The organism is Sphingomonas sanxanigenens DSM 19645 = NX02 (assembly GCF_000512205.2).
GTDB lineage: Bacteria > Pseudomonadota > Alphaproteobacteria > Sphingomonadales > Sphingomonadaceae > Sphingomonas_D > Sphingomonas_D sanxanigenens.
Genome location: NZ_CP006644.1, coordinates 6050001 through 6067390 on the forward strand (window position 1 = coordinate 6050001; position 17390 = coordinate 6067390).

General features: G+C 65.9%; 15 protein-coding genes, 1 tRNA gene and 2 rRNA genes. 14 read left to right on the forward strand and 4 right to left on the reverse strand.

The features are described 5' to 3' along the window. The first annotated feature begins 81 nt into the window (after nucleotides 1-81). The 5 genes from NX02_RS27755 to NX02_RS27775 all read left to right on the forward strand — a co-directional run bounded on the left by NX02_RS27755 (nucleotide 82) and on the right by NX02_RS27775 (nucleotide 4203). Nucleotides 82-2871: ribosomal RNA gene (locus NX02_RS27755) — 23S ribosomal RNA — on the forward strand. A 101-nt stretch (nucleotides 2872-2972) separates the two neighbouring features. Beyond that, a 5S ribosomal RNA gene (rrf, locus tag NX02_RS27760) occupies nucleotides 2973-3087 on the forward strand. 80 nt (nucleotides 3088-3167) lie between these two features. Beyond that, a tRNA-Met gene (locus tag NX02_RS27765) sits at nucleotides 3168-3244 on the forward strand. A 135-nt stretch (nucleotides 3245-3379) separates the two neighbouring features. Beyond that, nucleotides 3380-3838, forward strand: coding sequence for a hypothetical protein (locus NX02_RS27770; protein WP_025295432.1), 459 nt, complete (start codon nucleotides 3380-3382; stop codon nucleotides 3836-3838). A gap of 41 nt (nucleotides 3839-3879) precedes the next feature. Then, on the forward strand, nucleotides 3880-4203 hold the full coding sequence (locus NX02_RS27775) for a hypothetical protein (protein WP_025295433.1): 324 nt from the start codon (nucleotides 3880-3882) through the stop codon (nucleotides 4201-4203). 9 nt (nucleotides 4204-4212) lie between these two features. Here the strand turns inward: NX02_RS27775 and NX02_RS27780 are convergent, their stop codons facing one another. From NX02_RS27780 to NX02_RS27790, 3 genes are all read right to left on the reverse strand, one after another. After that, complete coding sequence (locus NX02_RS27780; RefSeq protein ID WP_025295434.1) at nucleotides 4213-5430, reverse strand: sulfotransferase family protein; 1218 nt, start codon at nucleotides 5428-5430, stop codon at nucleotides 4213-4215. Nucleotides 5431-5488: 58 nt separating this feature from the next. Further along, complete coding sequence (locus NX02_RS27785) at nucleotides 5489-5710, reverse strand: hypothetical protein (protein WP_025295435.1); 222 nt, start codon at nucleotides 5708-5710, stop codon at nucleotides 5489-5491. 137 nt (nucleotides 5711-5847) lie between these two features. Next, nucleotides 5848-6762 carry an alpha/beta hydrolase family protein gene (locus NX02_RS27790; protein ID WP_025295436.1) on the reverse strand — a complete coding sequence of 305 codons (915 nt, stop codon included), beginning with the start codon at nucleotides 6760-6762 and terminating at the stop codon, nucleotides 5848-5850. Nucleotides 6763-6825: 63 nt separating this feature from the next. On the opposite strand from NX02_RS27790, the gene NX02_RS27795 reads away from it, so the two are divergent. Continuing rightward, nucleotides 6826-7761, forward strand: coding sequence for a glutaminase (locus NX02_RS27795; RefSeq protein WP_025295437.1), 936 nt, complete (start codon nucleotides 6826-6828; stop codon nucleotides 7759-7761). Nucleotides 7762-7768: 7 nt separating this feature from the next. On the opposite strand, the gene NX02_RS27800 is transcribed toward NX02_RS27795, so the two are convergent. Beyond that, entirely contained in the window at nucleotides 7769-7951 is a 183-nt protein-coding gene (locus tag NX02_RS27800; protein WP_025295438.1) for a hypothetical protein, read from the reverse strand. 125 nt (nucleotides 7952-8076) lie between these two features. Between NX02_RS27800 and NX02_RS27805 the strand changes: the two genes are divergently transcribed. The 8 genes from NX02_RS27805 (at nucleotide 8077) to NX02_RS27840 (ending at nucleotide 17326) form a co-directional block, all read left to right on the forward strand. Further along, nucleotides 8077-9003, forward strand: a complete 927-nt coding sequence (locus tag NX02_RS27805; RefSeq protein ID WP_025295439.1) for a LysR substrate-binding domain-containing protein — start codon at nucleotides 8077-8079, stop codon at nucleotides 9001-9003. Nucleotides 9004-9077: 74 nt separating this feature from the next. After that, nucleotides 9078-9692, forward strand: a complete 615-nt coding sequence (locus tag NX02_RS31060) for a hypothetical protein (protein ID WP_025295440.1) — start codon at nucleotides 9078-9080, stop codon at nucleotides 9690-9692. A 46-nt stretch (nucleotides 9693-9738) separates the two neighbouring features. Further along, the gene (gene parC / locus NX02_RS27815; RefSeq protein ID WP_025295441.1) at nucleotides 9739-12000 is read left to right on the forward strand and encodes a DNA topoisomerase IV subunit A; all 2262 of its coding nucleotides are present in this window, start codon (nucleotides 9739-9741) and stop codon (nucleotides 11998-12000) included. Between the two features lie 134 nt (nucleotides 12001-12134). Beyond that, the gene (locus NX02_RS27820; RefSeq protein ID WP_025295442.1) at nucleotides 12135-13784 is read left to right on the forward strand and encodes a putative bifunctional diguanylate cyclase/phosphodiesterase; all 1650 of its coding nucleotides are present in this window, start codon (nucleotides 12135-12137) and stop codon (nucleotides 13782-13784) included. Nucleotides 13785-13898: 114 nt separating this feature from the next. Further along, a complete protein-coding gene (gene lptB, locus NX02_RS27825) occupies nucleotides 13899-14678 on the forward strand; it encodes an LPS export ABC transporter ATP-binding protein (RefSeq protein ID WP_025295443.1) in 780 nt (259 codons plus the stop codon). A 10-nt stretch (nucleotides 14679-14688) separates the two neighbouring features. Continuing rightward, nucleotides 14689-16245 carry an RNA polymerase factor sigma-54 gene (gene rpoN, locus NX02_RS27830; RefSeq protein ID WP_025295444.1) on the forward strand — a complete coding sequence of 519 codons (1557 nt, stop codon included), beginning with the start codon at nucleotides 14689-14691 and terminating at the stop codon, nucleotides 16243-16245. A gap of 177 nt (nucleotides 16246-16422) precedes the next feature. Next, a complete protein-coding gene (gene rpsU, locus NX02_RS27835; RefSeq protein ID WP_025295445.1) occupies nucleotides 16423-16629 on the forward strand; it encodes a 30S ribosomal protein S21 in 207 nt (68 codons plus the stop codon). A gap of 88 nt (nucleotides 16630-16717) precedes the next feature. Continuing rightward, on the forward strand, nucleotides 16718-17326 hold the full coding sequence (locus NX02_RS27840) for an FKBP-type peptidyl-prolyl cis-trans isomerase (protein WP_025295446.1): 609 nt from the start codon (nucleotides 16718-16720) through the stop codon (nucleotides 17324-17326). The last annotated feature ends 64 nt before the right edge of the window (nucleotides 17327-17390 follow it).

Consider the following 17390-nt stretch of genomic DNA (forward strand, 5'->3'; position numbering starts at 1 on the left):
TGAACCGCGGCGGCGCACTGCCGAGTGGCATGAGGTCCGCAAGGATCGAAGCCCAGCGCTGTCGTTGGTGGTGTGGACTCTCAAGCGTGAGGTAAGGGCATTTGGTGAATGCCTTGGCATGCACAGGCGATGAAGGACGTGGCACGCTGCGATAAGCGTCGGTGAGGTGTGAGCAACCTTTGACCCGACGATTTCCGAATGGGGAAACCCACCCTCACCATTTAATCTTGCGATCGGGCGACCGGTCCCAGGGTTAAGTGGGAAGGGTATCACCGAAGTGAATACATAGCTTTGGTGAAGCGAACCCGGCGAACTGAAACATCTCAGTAGCTGGAGGAAAAGACATCAACCGAGATTCCGTAAGTAGTGGCGAGCGAACGCGGACCAGGCCAGTGCCTGGATGTGAGTTAGCAGAACGGTTTGGAAAGGCCGGCCATAGCGGGTGACAGCCCCGTATGCGAAAGCGAACATTCAGGACTTGAGTAGGGCGGGACACGTGTAATCCTGTCTGAACATGGGGGGACCACCCTCCAAGCCTAAATACTCGTGCATGACCGATAGTGAACCAGTACCGTGAGGGAAAGGTGAAAAGCACCCCGATGAGGGGAGTGAAACAGTACCTGAAACCGAATGCCTACAAGCAGTAGGAGGGTCCTTGAGGCCTGACTGCGTACCTCTTGCATAATGGGTCTGTGACTTAATCTGTCAAGCAAGCTTAAGCCGTTAGGTGTAGGCGCAGCGAAAGCGAGTCTGAATAGGGCGACAGAGTTTGACGGATTAGACCCGAAACCCGGCGATCTAGGCATGACCAGGATGAAGGTGGGGTAACACCCACTGGAGGTCCGAACCGATTAACGTTGAAAAGTTACCGGATGAGTTGTGTTTAGGGGTGAAAGGCCAATCAAGCCGGGAAATAGCTGGTTCTCCGCGAAAACTATTGAGGTAGTGCCTCGGACGAATACCAATGGGGGTAGAGCACTGGATGGGCTAGGGGGTCGCGAGATCTACCAAACCTAACCAAACTCCGAATACCATTGAGTACTATCCGGGAGACAGACGGCGGGTGCTAAGGTCCGTCGTCAAAAGGGAAACAGCCCTGACCTACAGCTAAGGTCCCCAAGTCACGTCTAAGTGGGAAAGCATGTGGGATTTCCAAAACAACCAGGAGGTTGGCTTAGAAGCAGCCATCCTTTAAAGAAAGCGTAACAGCTCACTGGTCTAAACAAGAGATCCTGCGGCGAAGATGTAACGGGGCTCAAGACGTGCACCGAAGCTTAGGGTGTGGATTTGTCCACGCGGTAGCGGAGCGTTCCGTAAGCCGGTGAAGCGGTCTGGTAATGGACCGTGGAGGTATCGGAAGTGCGAATGCAGACATGAGTAGCGATAAAGAGGGTGAGATGCCCTCTCGCCGAAAGCCCAAGGGTTCCTGCGCAAGGCTAATCCGCGCAGGGTGAGTCGGCCCCTAAGACGAGCCCGAAGGGGGTAGTCGATGGGAATCAGGTTAATATTCCTGAACCTGGTGGTGTGTGACGGATCTCGTGTGTTGTCATCCCTTAACGGATTGGGATGGCCTCGAAGAGGTTCCAGGAAATAGCCCCACCGTATAGACCGTACCCGAAACCGACACAGGTGGGCTGGTAGAGTATACCAAGGCGCTTGAGAGAAGTGTGCTGAAGGAACTCGGCAAATTGCCTCCGTACCTTCGGAAGAAGGAGGCCCTCACATTGCGCAAGCAGTATGAGGGGGCACAGGCCAGGGGGTAGCGACTGTTTAGCAAAAACACAGGGCTCTGCTAAGTCGGCTTCAAGACGACGTATAGGGTCTGACGCCTGCCCGGTGCCTGAAGGTTAAGTGGAGGGGTGCAAGCTCCGAAATGAAGCCCAGGTAAACGGCGGCCGTAACTATAACGGTCCTAAGGTAGCGAAATTCCTTGTCGGGTAAGTTCCGACCTGCACGAATGGCGTAACGACTTCCCCACTGTCTCCAGCACATGCTCAGCGAAATTGAATTCTCCGTGAAGATGCGGAGTACCCGCGGTTAGACGGAAAGACCCCGTGCACCTTTACTGCAGCTTCAGAGTGGCATTAGGAAAGAACTGTGTAGCATAGGTGGGAGGCTTTGAAGCATCGGCGCCAGCCGGTGTGGAGCCATAGGTGAAATACCACCCTGTTGTTTTCTGATGTCTAACCTCGCACCGTCATCCGGTGCAGGGACCCTCTGTGGCGGGTAGTTTGACTGGGGCGGTCGCCTCCCAAAGAGTAACGGAGGCGCGCGAAGGTTGGCTCAGGACGGTTGGAAACCGTCTGTTAGAGTGCAATGGCATAAGCCAGCCTGACTGCGAGACTGACAAGTCGAGCAGAGACGAAAGTCGGTCATAGTGATCCGGTGGTCCCTCGTGGAAGGGCCATCGCTCAACGGATAAAAGGTACGCCGGGGATAACAGGCTGATAACCCCCAAGAGCTCATATCGACGGGGTTGTTTGGCACCTCGATGTCGGCTCATCACATCCTGGGGCTGGAGCAGGTCCCAAGGGTTTGGCTGTTCGCCAATTAAAGTGGTACGTGAGCTGGGTTCAGAACGTCGCGAGACAGTTTGGTCCCTATCTGCCGTGGGCGTCGAAATTTGAGAGGAGTTGACCCTAGTACGAGAGGACCGGGTTGAACATACCTCTGGTGGACCTGTCATCGTGCCAACGGTGCAGCAGGGTAGCTATGTATGGACGGGATAACCGCTGAAAGCATCTAAGCGGGAAGCCTCCCTCGAGATAAGATTTCACAGAGCCGTGGAAGACCACCACGTTGATAGGCCGGATGTGGAAGTGCGGTAACGCATGGAGCTAACCGGTCCTAATTGCTCTATTCGCGCTTGAGAGTCGCACCATCAACGACAGCCCTGGGCTGTCCGGTTATGACCCCCAGCCTTCAAAACATCGATCACCCGAACACCGCAAAACATTGCGCTGGCTCCATAGCTTGGTGGCCATAGCGTCTGTGACCCACCCGATCCCATCCCGAACTCGGACGTGAAACCAGACTGCGCCGATGGTACTATCGCTTAAGCGATGGAAGAGTAGGGCGCCGCCAGGCTTTGAAGCCAGCGCAATCACACAACGGTGCATCCAGAACCCATTCACACCCTATCCTCCTTTCAGGAGGTTCGACATTGGCGCGGGATGGAGCAGCCCGGTAGCTCGTCAGGCTCATAACCTGAAGGTCGTAGGTTCAAATCCTACTCCCGCAACCAATGTCCAAAGCAATCAGCCGCTGGCCTCCCGCCGGCGGCTTTTTTGCGTCCGGCGATGTCGACGACGCTCGACGCGATCGGCTTTCGCCCGCACTATCACCGCACCGGTTCGATTCTCCGTGCAAAGAGGTGCAGATGAGCGACTCCCCATCGTCCGACCCGTGGGGCGACATGATGCGTCCGTGGACCGACCTCGCGCTCGCGCCGCAGAAGCTCTGGCAGTCGATCAACCAGGGCTGGAGCTTCGGCAACATCATCGTCAACGAACAGAATTCGAGCGCGCCGCAGACCGAGCAGGCGATCCTCGCGCGCGAAAGCTATGGCCGGCAGATCGGCAAGCTGCTCGACGCGGTGAACGAACTCGTCGCGCTGCAGCCCGACGCTGGCGCGGGCAAGGCGGCGTTCACCGAGGTCAAGGATCTGAAGGCGCGGATCGACCGGGTGAAGACCGACGTCGCCCTCCAACGCATCCGTCAACTCCGGAGCGATCTCGACCGCCTCCGGCGCTCGGATGAAGCGAAGGACCAGGAAGCCTATGCTGCGGCGATGAAGGCGCTCCGCACGGTGCTGGACGCGCCGCCGGCACGCCGCTGATCGCATGACAGCCGCCCGCCGACCCGTTAGGAGGCTGGCGCATGGATTTCGATCAGCTCCTCATCCGCTTCTTCGGAACCGCGGACATCACCGACCTCGAAGAGCCGGCGCTCATCGCCGGCGTCGATCGTCTGCGGCTCCAGTTCGGGCTGGAGCGTGACCGCGGCCGGCGCTTCGCGCTCTGGTCGCTGATGTACCTGCTGGGCGTCGCGCCCGACCTCGACGTCGCGTTCGCCGAGGAGGAGGATCGCGAGGCCGCGCGCGACTTCATGGACCAGGCCGAACGCGAGATGCGCGAGGAAGAGGACGACGGGGAAGAGCGCGCCGGAGAACAGGGCGCCGGGGAACAGGGCGACAGGGCCTGATCCTCCGCCTCATCCCGTCCGCGCCGTCGCCAGCGCCGCCCTGCGCTGCCGTTCCAGCCGCCGGTGCGGCACGCTGTTGACGTAGCGCCGCATGCGCGCGCGCACCGTATCGTCGAAGCCGAGGCCGAGCAGCGGATAGACCCGCGCCATCTGCGCCTCCCAGTCCGCCTCCATCGCCGCGAAATCGACCATGATCTGCGGCAGCCCGCATGCGGCGGCATCGATCGCCATCCGTTCCTCGCGCAGCCGGACCTTGCGCGTCCATTCGGCGGTGATCCAGCCGCGATCGGCGACCGACGATTGCAGCGCCACCTGATTGCCCACCAGCGACACCGCCGACGCGACCGTCGCGGGCTCGTCCCGCCGCAGCAGGATCAGCCGGGCGTCGGGAAAGGCGGCGGCGACCGCGGCGAGATCCTGGCTGAACTGCGGCGTCTTGAGGATCCACGGGCGGTCGCTGCGCTGCGCCGGCCCGCGCAGCCAGCGGATCGTCTGCACCATGCGGCGGAAACTGGCATAGACGGGCTGGCGATCGGTGGTTTCGCAGTGCCGCGCGAAGAAGGGCACGCGCCACTGCGCCTCGAACGCCGAGCCGAAGATCGAGGGGCTGTAGAAGCCGATCTCCTCGTCGGGCTGCGCGATGCCGGTCGGATGGATCGCGGCGAAGCCCGGATTGAGCAGCCGCGCGCACGACAGGCCGGCGAAGGTGCGCAGTTTCCGGTCGTCCGGCCGCCCGCCCGGGCGGCGCGGCACCGGGTTCCAGCTTTCGTAGAAGCGCGTGAAGTCGAGCCGCGGATCGCAGGCGAGCAGCCGCTGCATCCGCGTGCTGCCCGAGCGCATCTGCCCGACGATGATGATCGGCGCGGGCAGCGGCGCCGCCAATATCTCGGGATGCCGGCGCCACAGCGCCTCGGCGCGCAGCCGCGTGGCGAGCGCGGCGACGATCTGGCCGTGCGCGATCGTGCGGCCGAGCGCGGTCAGCCGCGCCGTGCCGGCCAGCTCGCCGCTCAGCAACGCCAGGCGCCGGCGCCAGCCGTCGTCGAAGCGCGGATCCCAGGTCTGGTCGGCGAACGCCGGGCCGGCGGAGCGGCGCGCGGCGGCTTCGAGCGCATCCGGATCGAGCGGCGGGTCGGTCGCGAGGCCGCCCGCCCACAGCGCCTCGAGCAGGCGGTTGATCGTGGCGATGCGCCGCGAGGCATGGGCCGATGTGGGTTTCGCTTCGGTCATCCGGCGATGCCCCCGTCGATCGGTGTCAGCGGCAACGGATCGCGCCGGCGCCGATTCGTCAACCGCGGCGCGCGCGGCTTTCGCGCACCGCGGTCCCGACCAGAACACTCGTCGACAGCAGGATGCAGGACACCATCACGCCGATCGCCAGAATGCCGCCTGTCGTCACCCTTACGCTTGCGACCATCCGCACATGCCCGGTCGCGCGCGCGGCGAACCGCGTATGCTGCGGTTCCGACAGCAGGGTGCGGGCGGCGGCGGGCAGGGACGGTGTAGGCATCGGCGGAAGTCTAGGCGTTGGCGTCGCGCACCGCAATCCAGCCGAAGGTCGTGCACGGCGCGCGCGTCGGCGTTGAGCGCCGGCGTCCGCCGATCGCCGGTCTCGCCAGTGTCTCCTGCTGTGGGGAGGCGGTGGCGCTACCGCGCCAATGCCGCGGTGATGATCTTCACCTGCTCGGCCCACGCCCTGCTGTCCGGCGCGATCAGTTCGACATGCCCGGTCCCCGCCACCGTCACCGACCGCACGTGCTGGCCCTTCGCCTTGCGCCGTGCGGCATAGTCCGCCGCGAACGCCGGCGGCGCGATCGTGTCGCGATCACCATTGATCTGCACTTCGGCGATGCCGGAGGCCGGCATCGCCGGCGGCGAGGTATCGGCATAGATGTCCGTCCGCGCCGGTGACGCAGTCCCCGCCATCGCCACCGCGCCCTCGGTGCCGCAGCCATGATCGGGCAGCCCGGCGATCATCTTCAGGTCGGGAATGCCGCCCTGGCTGATCGCGGTGCGGGCGCGGAAGGGGGCCTCGGCATGGAACGGGCTGGTTGCGGGCAGCGCCGGCCGCGCCGCCAGCCACAGCGCCAGATGGCCGCCCGCCGAATGGCCGATGACGACCGCGCGATCGGTGGCGAGGCCGAGCCCCGGTCCGTCGCGCGCCAGCAGGTCGGCCGCCGCCGCGACATCCTCGAACGTGCCCGGATAGCCGCCGCCGGGCCGGTCGATCCCGCGATATTCGACGTTCCACACGGCGATGCCGCGCTTGGCGAGGTCGTCCGCGATCCAGTTCATGATGCTGCGGTCTGCGACGTCGGTCTGCCAGCAGCCGCCATGGATCATCAGCACCACCGGGTGTGGCGCCTTGCCGGCGGGCAGCCACAGGTCGACGATCTGCAGCGCGTCGCCGCCATAGGCGATCGTCCGGCTCGGCATCGGCTTCGGCCGGTCGAGCAGGTCCGGCCAGCCCATCAGCGCCGCGGGTATGGCGGGGGCTGAGCTGGCGGTGGAGAAGGGGGCGGTCATGGCGGCGATCATCATCAGCAGGTGGGCGGTGCGCATGGCGCGATGCTAGGCGATGGCGCGGGGGCTGGCGAGCGGCTATGCGCGGGGCGGGAGGGGCCTATGGCGGACATCGCGAACATCGTCGCCGATATTGCGGCGGAAATGGCGGCGGCGCCGCACCGCGGCAAGGTGGCGGACTATATTCCCGCGCTCGCGCGCGTCGATATCGGCCGCTTCGGCATCGCCGTGATCCTCGCCGACGGCACCGTGCATGTCGGCGGCGATGCCGACATCCCCTTTTCGATCCAGTCGGTCTCCAAGGTGTTCATGCTGACGATCGCGCTCGGCCGCGTCGGCGATGCGCTGTGGCGGCGGGTGGGGCGCGAGCCCTCCGGCTCGGCGTTCAACTCGATCGTCCAGCTCGAAAGCGAACATGGCATTCCGCGCAACCCGTTCATCAACGCCGGCGCGATCGTGGTGTCCGACATCGTCCTGCAGGGCAGCGACGTGCGCTCGGCGGCGGGCGACCTGCTGCGCTTCCTGCGCTTCCTGGCCGATGACGACAGCATCGTGATCGACAGGGAGGTCGCCGAATCCGAAGCGCAGACCGGCTTTCGCAACTATGCCCTGGCCAATTACATCAAGGCGTTCGGCAACCTCCGCAATCCGGTGGAGGACACGCTGCAGCTCTATTTCAACCAGTGCGGCATCGCGATGAGCTGCCGCCAGCTCGCCGCCGCCGGCCGCTACCTGATGCTCGACGGCCGCCACCCCGCCACCGGCCAGCAGGTGGTGACGGCGCGGCGCGCGCGCCGCATCAACGCGGTGATGCTGACCTGCGGCCATTATGACGGATCGGGCGAATTCGCCTATCGCGTCGGCATTCCCGGCAAGTCGGGGGTCGGCGGGGGCATTCTGGCGGTGGTGCCGGGGGAGGCCTCGATCGCGGTCTGGTCCCCCGGGCTCAACGAGCGCGGCAATTCGCAGCTCGGCAGCCTCGCGCTCGAACGGTTGTCGGAGGCGACCGGCTGGTCGATCTTCAACCCGCCCGTCTAGGCCGCGATCAGCAACGCTCCTTCCCGCGCCGTGCCGCGTCCACCCGCCACGGCGCCGCGAATTCGATCTCGGTCAGCTTGCGCATCGCCTGCGCATAGATGCGGCCGAAGGCGCGCAATCCATCAGTGACGCTGTTGGTAAAGCTCTCATGGTGATCGGCCCAGAGCCGGCCGTCCAGTTCGTCGCGCATGCCCTTGTTCCTAAAATGATTGGGGTTGAAACGATCGTCCCGTGGGCATCGAACTACCGGCTGCGGAGATCGCGCGCCAACAAAAGGCTCGACCTGATCCACAAGCATGGCTTATCAATAGCGCCATGCGCCAGATCCCGCCTCTCGCTGCCGTCCGCGTGTTCGAGGCGGCCGCGCGTCTCGGCAATTTCACCCGCGCCGCCGAGGAACTGGGGATGACCCAGGCGGCGGTCAGCTATCAGGTGAAGCTGCTGGAGGAACGGTTGGGGCTGGGCCTGTTCCACCGCGTCCGCCGGCAGGTGGTGCTGACCGAGGCGGGGCAGCGCATCGCGCCGCTGGTGTCCACCGCGTTCGACACGCTGCACGATGCCTTCGCTCGCGCCCGCACCGAGAATGAGGCGGTGCTGACGATCAGCTGCTCCAACACCTTCGCCTCGAACTGGCTGGCGGTTCGGCTCGGCGGCTTCCAGGTCGCGCGGCCGGGGCTGGCGGTCAGGCTGCACACCGACGACAATGTCGTCGACTTCACCGCGTCCGACGTCGATGTCGCGATCCGCAACAGCCCCGCGCCCTGGCCGGGGCTGGTCAGCCATTTCCTGATGCGCGTGCCGATCGTGCCGCTCGCCAGCCCGGCCTTCCTCGCGCAGCATCCGCCGATCCGCGAGCCGGTGGACGTGTTCAGCGTGCCCCGCCTCTCGCCCGACGATGTCTGGTGGACCGCCTGGGCGGAGGCGGTGGGGGTGTCCCCTGCGGCGGAGCGCAGCAGCGGGCTGCGGCTCGATTCGCAGATGATGGAAGGGCGCGCCGCGATCGCCGGGCAGGGGATCGCCATCCTCAACCCGGCGCTCTGGCGCGCGGAGCTGCGCGATGGGCTGCTGGTGCGTCCGGTGCCGGGGCTTGCCTATGGCCGGCGGCATTATTGGCTCGTCTATCCCGAGGCGCTGCGCCACACCGCCAAGGTTCGCGCCTTCCGCGACTGGCTGATCGCCGAGGTGCGCCGGGAATTCGCCGACGATCCCGACCATGTGCTGGTCGAACCGGACCGCGCCTAGCGCGCGACATCGGGGCTTGGCCCATCGTCGAACTCGGCTAGAACCCCGCTGAACCAGATGAGGGCGAAGCGCGTATGGCGTCCAACCGGGGATCGATGCTGATCGGCGCGGCGATCGCGACCGGCGTGCTGCTGCTGCTGGCGGGCGGCGTGCTCGCCTGGCTGCTGCTCTCAGCCGACGACAAACGCGATACGCCGGCCGGCGCGGACGTGGCGGCGACGCAGCCGCGCACCGATGCCACGCCCGCCGGCAACGCGGTCAACATCGTCGAGACACCGCAAGCCACGCCGACCATCGCGCCGGGTTCGATCCCGATCCCGACGCCATCCCCATCCTCGAGCGCATCGCCCAGCCCCGCTGCGTCCGGCCTCATCCCGGCCGGATCCTATGCCGGCACCTATCTGTGCGCGCAGGGCTGGACCGACGTGACGCTGGACTTCACCCCGCCCTCGGGCGGCAGCCAGCGCGCACGGACGCGCTTCGGCGGCAATCTCGGGGTGCCCCGCGGATCCTACACGCTGACGGTCGAGCCGCAGGGCAATGGCCGCTTCTACCTGCGCCCGCTGCGCTGGGAACAGCGGCCGCCGGGCTATGTGATGGTCGGGCTGACGGTGTCGGTGGATGGCCGGCGGATCGGCGGCAAGGTCGATCCGCCGTGCGGCGAAATCCGCGTCGAGCGGGTCGGGTGAGCCTTGCCCTCGCCAGCGCCGGATGGCGCTGCTATTCGCGGGAACGATGACCGCCGATCCCAACGACCCCTTCACCGCCATCATCGACGCGCCGTTCGATTCCGCCCTCTCCGAGCGTTATCTCGTCTACGCGATGTCGACGATCACCGCGCGGTCGCTGCCGGACCTGCGCGACGGGCTGAAGCCGGTGCATCGCCGGCTGCTGTGGGCGATGCGGCTGCTGCGGCTCGATCCTGCGAGCGGCTACAAGAAATGCGCGCGCGTCGTCGGCGACGTCATCGGCAAATATCACCCGCATGGCGACCAGTCGGTCTACGACGCGATGGTCCGCCTGGCCCAGACCTTCTCGCTGCGCTACCCGCTGGTCGACGGCCAGGGCAATTTCGGCAATGTCGACGGCGATAATGCCGCGGCGATGCGCTATACCGAGGCGCGGCTGACCGCGGCGGCGACCGACCTGATGGCCGGGCTCGACGAGGGCACGGTCGATTTCCGCCCGACCTATAACGGCGAGGAGGAAGAGCCGGAAATCTTCCCCGGCATCTTCCCCAACCTGCTCGCCAACGGCGCCAGCGGCATCGCCGTCGGCATGGCGACGAGCATTCCGCCGCACAATGTCGCCGAGATCATCGGCGCCGCGACATTGCTGATCGACCAGCCCGAGGCGAGCGACGCGGACCTGCTGGAGCATGTCACCGGCCCGGATTTCCCCACCGGTGGCGTGGTCGCGGACAGCAAGGCGGCGATCGCGGAGGCCTATGCCACCGGCCGCGGCGGTTTCCGCGTCCGCTCGCGCTGGGAAAAGCAGGATGAGGGCCGCGGCACCTGGACGATCGTGGTTTCGGAGATTCCCTATGGCGTCCAGAAATCCAAGCTGATCGAGCAGATCGCCGCGCTGGTGAACGACAAAAAGCTGCCGATCCTCGCGGACGTGCGCGACGAATCGGACGAGCAGATCCGGCTGGTGCTCGAACCGCGCAGCCGCACCGTCGATCCGGACGTGCTGATGGACAGCCTGTTCCGCCTGACCGAGCTGGAAACGCGCGTGTCGCTGAACCTCAACGTGCTCGATGCCACGCGCACGCCGCGGGTGATGAGCCTGCGCCAGGTGCTGCTTGCCTGGAACGCGCACCAGATCGAGGTGCTGATCCGTCGCTCGCAGCACCGGCTGGGCAAGATCGACGACCGCATCGAACTGCTCGACGGCTATATCATCGCCTATCTCAACCTCGACCGGGTGATCGAGATCATCCGTACCGAGGATGAGCCCAAGCCGGTGATGATGGCGGAATTCGAACTCAGCGACCGGCAGGCGGAGGCGATCCTCAACATGCGGCTGCGCTCGCTGCGCCGGCTGGAGGAAATGGAACTGAAGCGCGAGCGTGCGCGACTGGCCGACGAGCGCAAGTCGCTGGTGGCGCTGATCGACAGCCCCGCGCGCCAGCGGACCCGGCTGAAGCGCGACCTTGCCGGGCTGCTCGTGAAATATGGGCCGGAGACCGAACTCGGCCGCCGCCGCACGTCGATCGAGGAAGCGGGCCCGGCGCGGGAGATCCCGCTGGAAGCGATGATCGAGCGCGAGCCGATCACCGTCATCCTCTCGCAGCGCGGCTGGATCCGCGCGATGAGCGGCCATCGCGATCTCGCCGCCGCGGACACGCTGAAGTTCAAGGAAGGCGACGGTCCGGCCTTCGCCTTCCATTCCTATACCACCGACAAGCTGCTGCTCGTGCTCGACAATGGCCGCTTCTTTACGTTGGGCGGGGACAAGCTGCCCGGCGGCCGCGGCTTCGGCGACCCGGTCGGGCTGATGGTCGATCTCGATCAGGGGGCGGAGATACTGACCTTGCTGCCCGCCCGCCCGGACACGCGCTTGTTGCTCGCGGCGTCGGACGGTCGCGGCTTCATCGCGCAGACGAGCGAGGTGATCGCCGAAACCCGCAAGGGCCGGCAGGTCGTCAATCTGAAGGACAAGGCGAAGCTCAAGATCGTCCGGTCCATCCCGACCGGCATCGAAGACAAGGAAATCTACGTCGCGGCAATCGGCGACAACCGAAAGCTTGTCGTGTTTCCGCTGAGCGAACTGCCCGAAATGACCCGCGGGCAGGGCGTCGCGCTGCAGCGCTATCGCGACGGCGGGCTCAGCGATGCCATCGCCTTCCGCTTCGCCGACGGGTTGAGCTGGCCGATGGGGGGCGAAACCGGCCGGACGCGCACCGAAAGCGATCTTACCGCATGGCGTGTCGCGCGGGGCGCCGCGGGGCGGATGCCGCCCACCGGCTTCCCCCGTTCGAACCGTTTTGACTGATAATTCCCGAAATAAGAAACGAACAATTTACATCTTTTAGAGCAAGCTGGGCCTTGATGCGTGTCCCCAGCGAGAAAGCGCCTTTGCCGGCGAAGGATGTTATCGTCCCAGCCGATTTGGCGGCTGCGGCACGCATGCCGTCGGCGCCGGAAGGCATCGAGGCCTGGCTGGAGGCGCTGCCGATCCCGGCGGCGGTGGTCGAGCTCACCGATGGCCGCATCGCCGAGGCGACGTCCAATGCGCTGTTCCGGAACGTCACGGGGCGCGGGCGCGGCTCGCTTTTCGATCCGGCGCGGCTCGGCGATCGCGCGCTGGCCTTCCTTGCCTCGTCCGATCCGATCAGCCAGTTCGGTTGGCTGGACGATCAGGGGGTCGATCGCCGTCATTATCGCGTGCGGTTCGCGCGGCTGGCCGATGGCCGTGCGGCCGGTGTTCCGTGCGCATTGGTTTCGCTGGTCGATCGCACCGTCGAGGCGGAGACCGCGATCCATCGCCGTGGCGACATGATGCGCGATCCGCTGACCGGGCTGCTCAATCGCGCCGGTTTCGCCGAGGCGGTCTCGCTGCTCCAGCGGGAGGATCGCGCGGGCGAACTGGCGGTGCTGGTGGTCGACCTCAGCCGGTTCAGCCGCATCAATGTCTGCATGGGCGCCGATGTCGGCGACGCGCTGATCGTGACCGTGGGCAGGCGGCTGCGCGGGGCGCTGCGCGTCTACGACCAGCTCGGGCGGATCGGCGGGGACGAGTTCGCGATCCTGCTGCATCTGATCGACGGACCGGGCGATGCCCTCCATGTCGCGCGGCGCATCGAGGAGATCCTTGCCGAGCCGGTCGGCCTGTCCGACTTCGAGATCCGCGTCGATTGCGCGATCGGCGTCGCAATCTCGACCGAGTCGGATGGCGAGGACGAGGATATCGTCCGCCACGCCCAGTTCGCGTTGCGCCGCGCCAAGGAATCGGGCCGGATCGAGATCTACCGCAACCGGGCCTTCACCGAGGCGCGGCGGCGCTTCAGCATCGAGACCGAACTGCGCCGCGCGATCGAGAACGACAAGCTCTCCCTCGCCTTCCAGCCGATCGTCAGCCTCGGCGAGGACCGGCTGGTCGGGTTCGAGGCGCTGGCACGCTGGCGAACCGAAGCCGGCGAAGAGATTGCGCCGGGCGATTTCATTCCCGTCGCGGAGGAATCGGGGCTGATCATTCCGCTCGGGCGCTGGGCGCTCGATGCCGCCGGCCGCATGCTCGCCCGGTGGGAGGCGGAGACCGGCCAGGTCCTGCCGTTGTCGCTCAGCGTCAACCTCTCGGCGATCCAGCTCATCCGCGACGATGTGCCGCGTCAGCTCGAAGATGTCCTTCACCGGCATGGTCTTGGTGGGCATCGCTTCACGCTCGAACTTACCGAAAGCGCGATCATCAACGACCCCGATCGGGCGGCGCGGGTGATGGGCGCGCTGAAGGATCTCGATGCGCGGCTGGCGATGGACGATTTCGGGACGGGCTATTCGAACCTCGCGATGCTCCAGAGCCTGCCGGTCGATATCCTCAAGATCGATCGCAGCTTCGTGACGACGATGCTCGCCGATCGCGACAAGGTGGCGATCGTGCGTGCCGTGCTCAGCCTCGCCCATGCGCTCGGGATGGAGACCACGGCGGAAGGCGTCGAGACGATCGAATTGTCGCAGACGCTTGCGGCGCTCGGTTGCACCTATGGCCAAGGCTTTCATTATGCGCCGCCGCTCGATGCGGCAACCGCGCTGGCGTTCTGGAGCCGGTGGCAGCCGTGAGTTGAATCGGCGCACCCGCCTCATGCGGTCGCTGCATGCATAAATCCTGCCAAAAGCCGGTTTGCTTGATCGGCCTGGCACGATACATGGCGACGAAGCGTCGAAAGGACCGCCATGAACGATGTCGCCACGATCGAGCCGCCGATCGCACCGCCGGTGCCCGACATGGTCGCGCGCGGTCTGTCGGTTGTCTCGATCGCCAAATCCTATGAAAAACGCACGGTGCTTGCCGATGTGTCGCTGTCGGTCGGCCGCGGCGAGGTCGTCGGCCTGCTCGGGCCCAACGGCGCGGGCAAGACGACCTGCTTCTATTCGATCATGGGGCTGGTGCGCCCCGATGCCGGCCGCATCATGCTGGATGGCGACGATATCACCGGCCTGCCGATGTATCGCCGCGCGATCCTGGGCCTCGGCTATCTTCCGCAGGAAACCTCGATCTTCCGGGGCATGAGCGTCGCGCAGAACATCTCCGCCGTGCTCGAACTGGCCGAGCCGGACAAGACGGCGCGCGCCGTGCGGCTGGAAACGCTGCTCGACGAGTTCGGTCTCACCCGCCTGCGCGATTCGCCGGCGATGGCGCTGTCGGGCGGCGAACGGCGGCGCTGCGAGATCGCGCGCGCGCTGGCCGCCGATCCGTCGATCATGCTGCTCGACGAGCCGTTCGCCGGCATCGATCCGCTGTCGATCGCCGACATCCGCGATCTCATCAAGGACTTGAAGAAGCGCGACATCGGCGTGCTGATCACCGATCACAATGTCCGCGAGACGCTCGATATCGTCGATCGCGCCTGCATCATCTATGATGGCCGGGTGCTGTTCGCGGGCAGCCCGCGTGACCTTGTCGCCGATCCCAACGTGCGCCGTCTGTACCTTGGTGAGGGCTTCGAACTCTAGGGGCTGATCCATGGCGCTCGGACCCCGGCTCGATCTCAGGCAGAGCCAGTCGCTGGTGATGACGCCGCAGTTGCAGCAGGCGATCCGCCTGCTGACGCTGTCGAATCTCGAGATCGAAAGCTTCATCGCCGAGGAGATCGAAAAGAACCCGCTGCTGGAATCCGGTGGCGGCAGCGATGAGGAGCGGACCGGCGATCGCGACAGCGCCGACGGCGCCGACGACGATGGAGACTGGGGCGATCCGGACGGCTTCGATCCGCCCGAGCCGCTCACCGCGGATCGGCTGATCGCGGGTGGCGATGCCGGCAACGATGCGCCGCTCGACGTCGATTATGCCGCCGAGACCTTCCATCATGACAGCGCCATCGACAGCATGGCCGGCGGCCCGGGCATGGATGGTGCGCTCGGCCTCGATGGCGGCGGCAGTGTCGGCGGACCGGGCGAGGATGGCCCGGATTTCGATGCGATGGCGGCGGATGCGCCGTCGCTGCACGATCATCTGCTGGGACAGGCCGGGGCGGTGCTTTCGGGCATCGATCTGCTGATCGGTGAGCATCTGATCGATCAGATCGACGAGGCCGGCTATCTCGCCACGACCGTCGCGGAGATCGCCGACCGGCTCGGCGTGGCGGCCATGCGGGTGGAAGCGGTGCTGGGCGTCGTCCAGGGCTTCGATCCCACCGGCGTCGGCGCGCGCAGCCTCGCCGAATGCATCGCGCTGCAGGCGCGCGAGGCCGATCGCTACGATCCGGCGATGGCGCGGCTGATCGACAATCTCGACCTGCTCGCGCAGGGCAAGATCGCCCAGCTTCGCCGGATCACCGGCGTCGACGAGGAAGACATGGCGGACATGATCCGCGAGCTGCGCGGCTATGATCCCAAGCCGGGGCTGCGCTTCGGCGGGGAGCGCGTGCAGGCGGTCGTCCCCGACCTGTTCGTCGCGCGCCGCCCCGGCGGCTGGGCGGTGGAGATCAACGCCGCGACCCTGCCGCGCGTGCTCGTCAACCGCAGCTATTATGTCGAGCTTTCCGCCGGCGGGCAGGATCGCGACTCGCGCGCATGGCTGGCGGAAAAGCTGGCGAGCGCGAACTGGCTGGTGAAGGCGCTCGACCAGCGCCAGCGCACGATCATCAAGGTGGCGACCGAGCTGGTGACGCATCAGGAAGCCTTCTTCCTGAAGGGCGTCGCGCATCTGAAGCCGCTGACGCTGAAGACGATCGCGGACGCGATCGGCATGCACGAATCGACCGTCAGCCGCGTGACCAGCAACAAATATCTGAGCTGCGCGCGCGGGCTGTTCGAGCTCAAATATTTCTTCACCAGCGCGATCCAGGCCGCGGATGGTGGCGATGCGGTATCGGCGGAGGCGGTGAAGAGCCAGATCAAGGCGCTGATCGCCGCGGAAGATCCGAACAAGATTTTGTCCGACGATACGCTGGTCGATCTGCTCCGCGCCAAGGGATTCGATATCGCGCGGCGCACGGTCGCCAAGTATCGCGAGGCGATGGGCATCGGTTCGTCGGTGCAGCGCCGGCGCCAGAAGGCGTTGGGCGCGCGCGCGGCCTGACCGGCCGCAGCATTTCAACGCCTTCGGCCTTGAAGAATCGCTGATCCGCTGCTACGTGCGCCGCTTCCGTCGCGGATGCCCTGCTCCGCGGCACCCAATTTGCACGCATCGCGATCGTGTCGTCCGGCCCTTCGGGTGGATGTTGCGGCGCCACGAGAGACTGGAGACTGACGGTTTATGCAAATCATTGTTCGCGACAATAATGTCGACCAGGCGTTGCGCGCCCTGAAGAAGAAGCTGCAGCGTGAGGGCGTCTATCGCGAGATGAAGCTCCGTCGCCACTACGAGAAGCCCTCGGAAAAGCGCGCCCGTGAGCGTGCCGCGGCGATCCGCCGCGCGCGCAAGCTGGAACGCAAGCGCGCCGAGCGCGACGGCGTCAAGTAAGATGCCTGTCGGGCCGCTTCGGCGGCCCGATTGCTTTTCGCCGGTGATTCACTAGACCGGCGCGGTCCACTGCCCGCGAGGTTGCTTCATGTCGTCCGTTACCGCCGTTCCGCTTCGTCCGATCGCCAAGGGTTCGCTGACGAAGCTGTGGGTTGGGGTAGCGGCGCTGGTGCTCGTCGCGGGCGGCCTTGCCTATGTGGGCGAGTATAAGCTGGGCGCGAACGCCACGCCGGAGCAGTTCATGGCGTGGAACGCCGGCCAGGATGGCGTGGTCACCACGGAATCGGGCCTGCAGTACAAGATTCTCAAGCCGGGCAGCGGCCCGACGCCGACCGACGAGGATGTCGTCACCATCGCCTACAAGGGCTCGCTGCGTGACGGCACCGAATTCGATAAGGCGCCGAGCATCCAGCTGCCCGTCGCGCAGATGGTGCCGGGCTTCTCCGAAGCGCTGAAGCTGATGCCGCGCGGCTCCAAGTTCCAGCTCTGGCTGCCGCCGAAGCTCGGCTATGGTGAGCAGTCGCCGTCGCCGCAGATTCCCCCGAATTCGGTCCTCGTCTTCGAGGTCGACATGCTCCAGTTCGCCAGCATCGCCGAACTGCGCCGTCAGATGATGATGGGCGGCGGCGGCGGCATGGGCGGTGCCGGGGGCGCGCCGGACATGGGCGGCGCCGGCGATCCGCGCGCGGGGCAATAAGCGCCGCGGTATCCGCCACGCGGGTGCGATCGATCTGAAAATAGAGCTCTGCCGCTACCCCCTC

Excerpts from the sequence above, each read along its gene's own strand:
- NX02_RS27770 (WP_025295432.1), top strand. The coding sequence starts at position 3,380 with ATGAGCGACTCCCCATCGTCCGACCCGTGGGGCGACATGATGCGTCCG.
- NX02_RS27775 (WP_025295433.1), top strand. The coding sequence starts at position 3,880 with ATGGATTTCGATCAGCTCCTCATCCGCTTCTTCGGAACCGCGGACATC.
- NX02_RS27780 (WP_025295434.1), bottom strand. The coding sequence starts at position 5,430 with ATGACCGAAGCGAAACCCACATCGGCCCATGCCTCGCGGCGCATCGCC.
- NX02_RS27785 (WP_025295435.1), bottom strand. The coding sequence starts at position 5,710 with ATGCCTACACCGTCCCTGCCCGCCGCCGCCCGCACCCTGCTGTCGGAA.
- NX02_RS27790 (WP_025295436.1), bottom strand. The coding sequence starts at position 6,762 with ATGCGCACCGCCCACCTGCTGATGATGATCGCCGCCATGACCGCCCCC.
- NX02_RS27795 (WP_025295437.1), top strand. The coding sequence starts at position 6,826 with ATGGCGGACATCGCGAACATCGTCGCCGATATTGCGGCGGAAATGGCG.
- NX02_RS27800 (WP_025295438.1), bottom strand. The coding sequence starts at position 7,951 with ATGCGCGACGAACTGGACGGCCGGCTCTGGGCCGATCACCATGAGAGC.
- NX02_RS27805 (WP_025295439.1), top strand. The coding sequence starts at position 8,077 with ATGCGCCAGATCCCGCCTCTCGCTGCCGTCCGCGTGTTCGAGGCGGCC.
- NX02_RS31060 (WP_025295440.1), top strand. The coding sequence starts at position 9,078 with ATGGCGTCCAACCGGGGATCGATGCTGATCGGCGCGGCGATCGCGACC.
- parC (WP_025295441.1), top strand. The coding sequence starts at position 9,739 with ATGACCGCCGATCCCAACGACCCCTTCACCGCCATCATCGACGCGCCG.
- NX02_RS27820 (WP_025295442.1), top strand. The coding sequence starts at position 12,135 with ATGCCGTCGGCGCCGGAAGGCATCGAGGCCTGGCTGGAGGCGCTGCCG.
- lptB (WP_025295443.1), top strand. The coding sequence starts at position 13,899 with ATGAACGATGTCGCCACGATCGAGCCGCCGATCGCACCGCCGGTGCCC.
- rpoN (WP_025295444.1), top strand. The coding sequence starts at position 14,689 with ATGGCGCTCGGACCCCGGCTCGATCTCAGGCAGAGCCAGTCGCTGGTG.
- rpsU (WP_025295445.1), top strand. The coding sequence starts at position 16,423 with ATGCAAATCATTGTTCGCGACAATAATGTCGACCAGGCGTTGCGCGCC.
- NX02_RS27840 (WP_025295446.1), top strand. The coding sequence starts at position 16,718 with ATGTCGTCCGTTACCGCCGTTCCGCTTCGTCCGATCGCCAAGGGTTCG.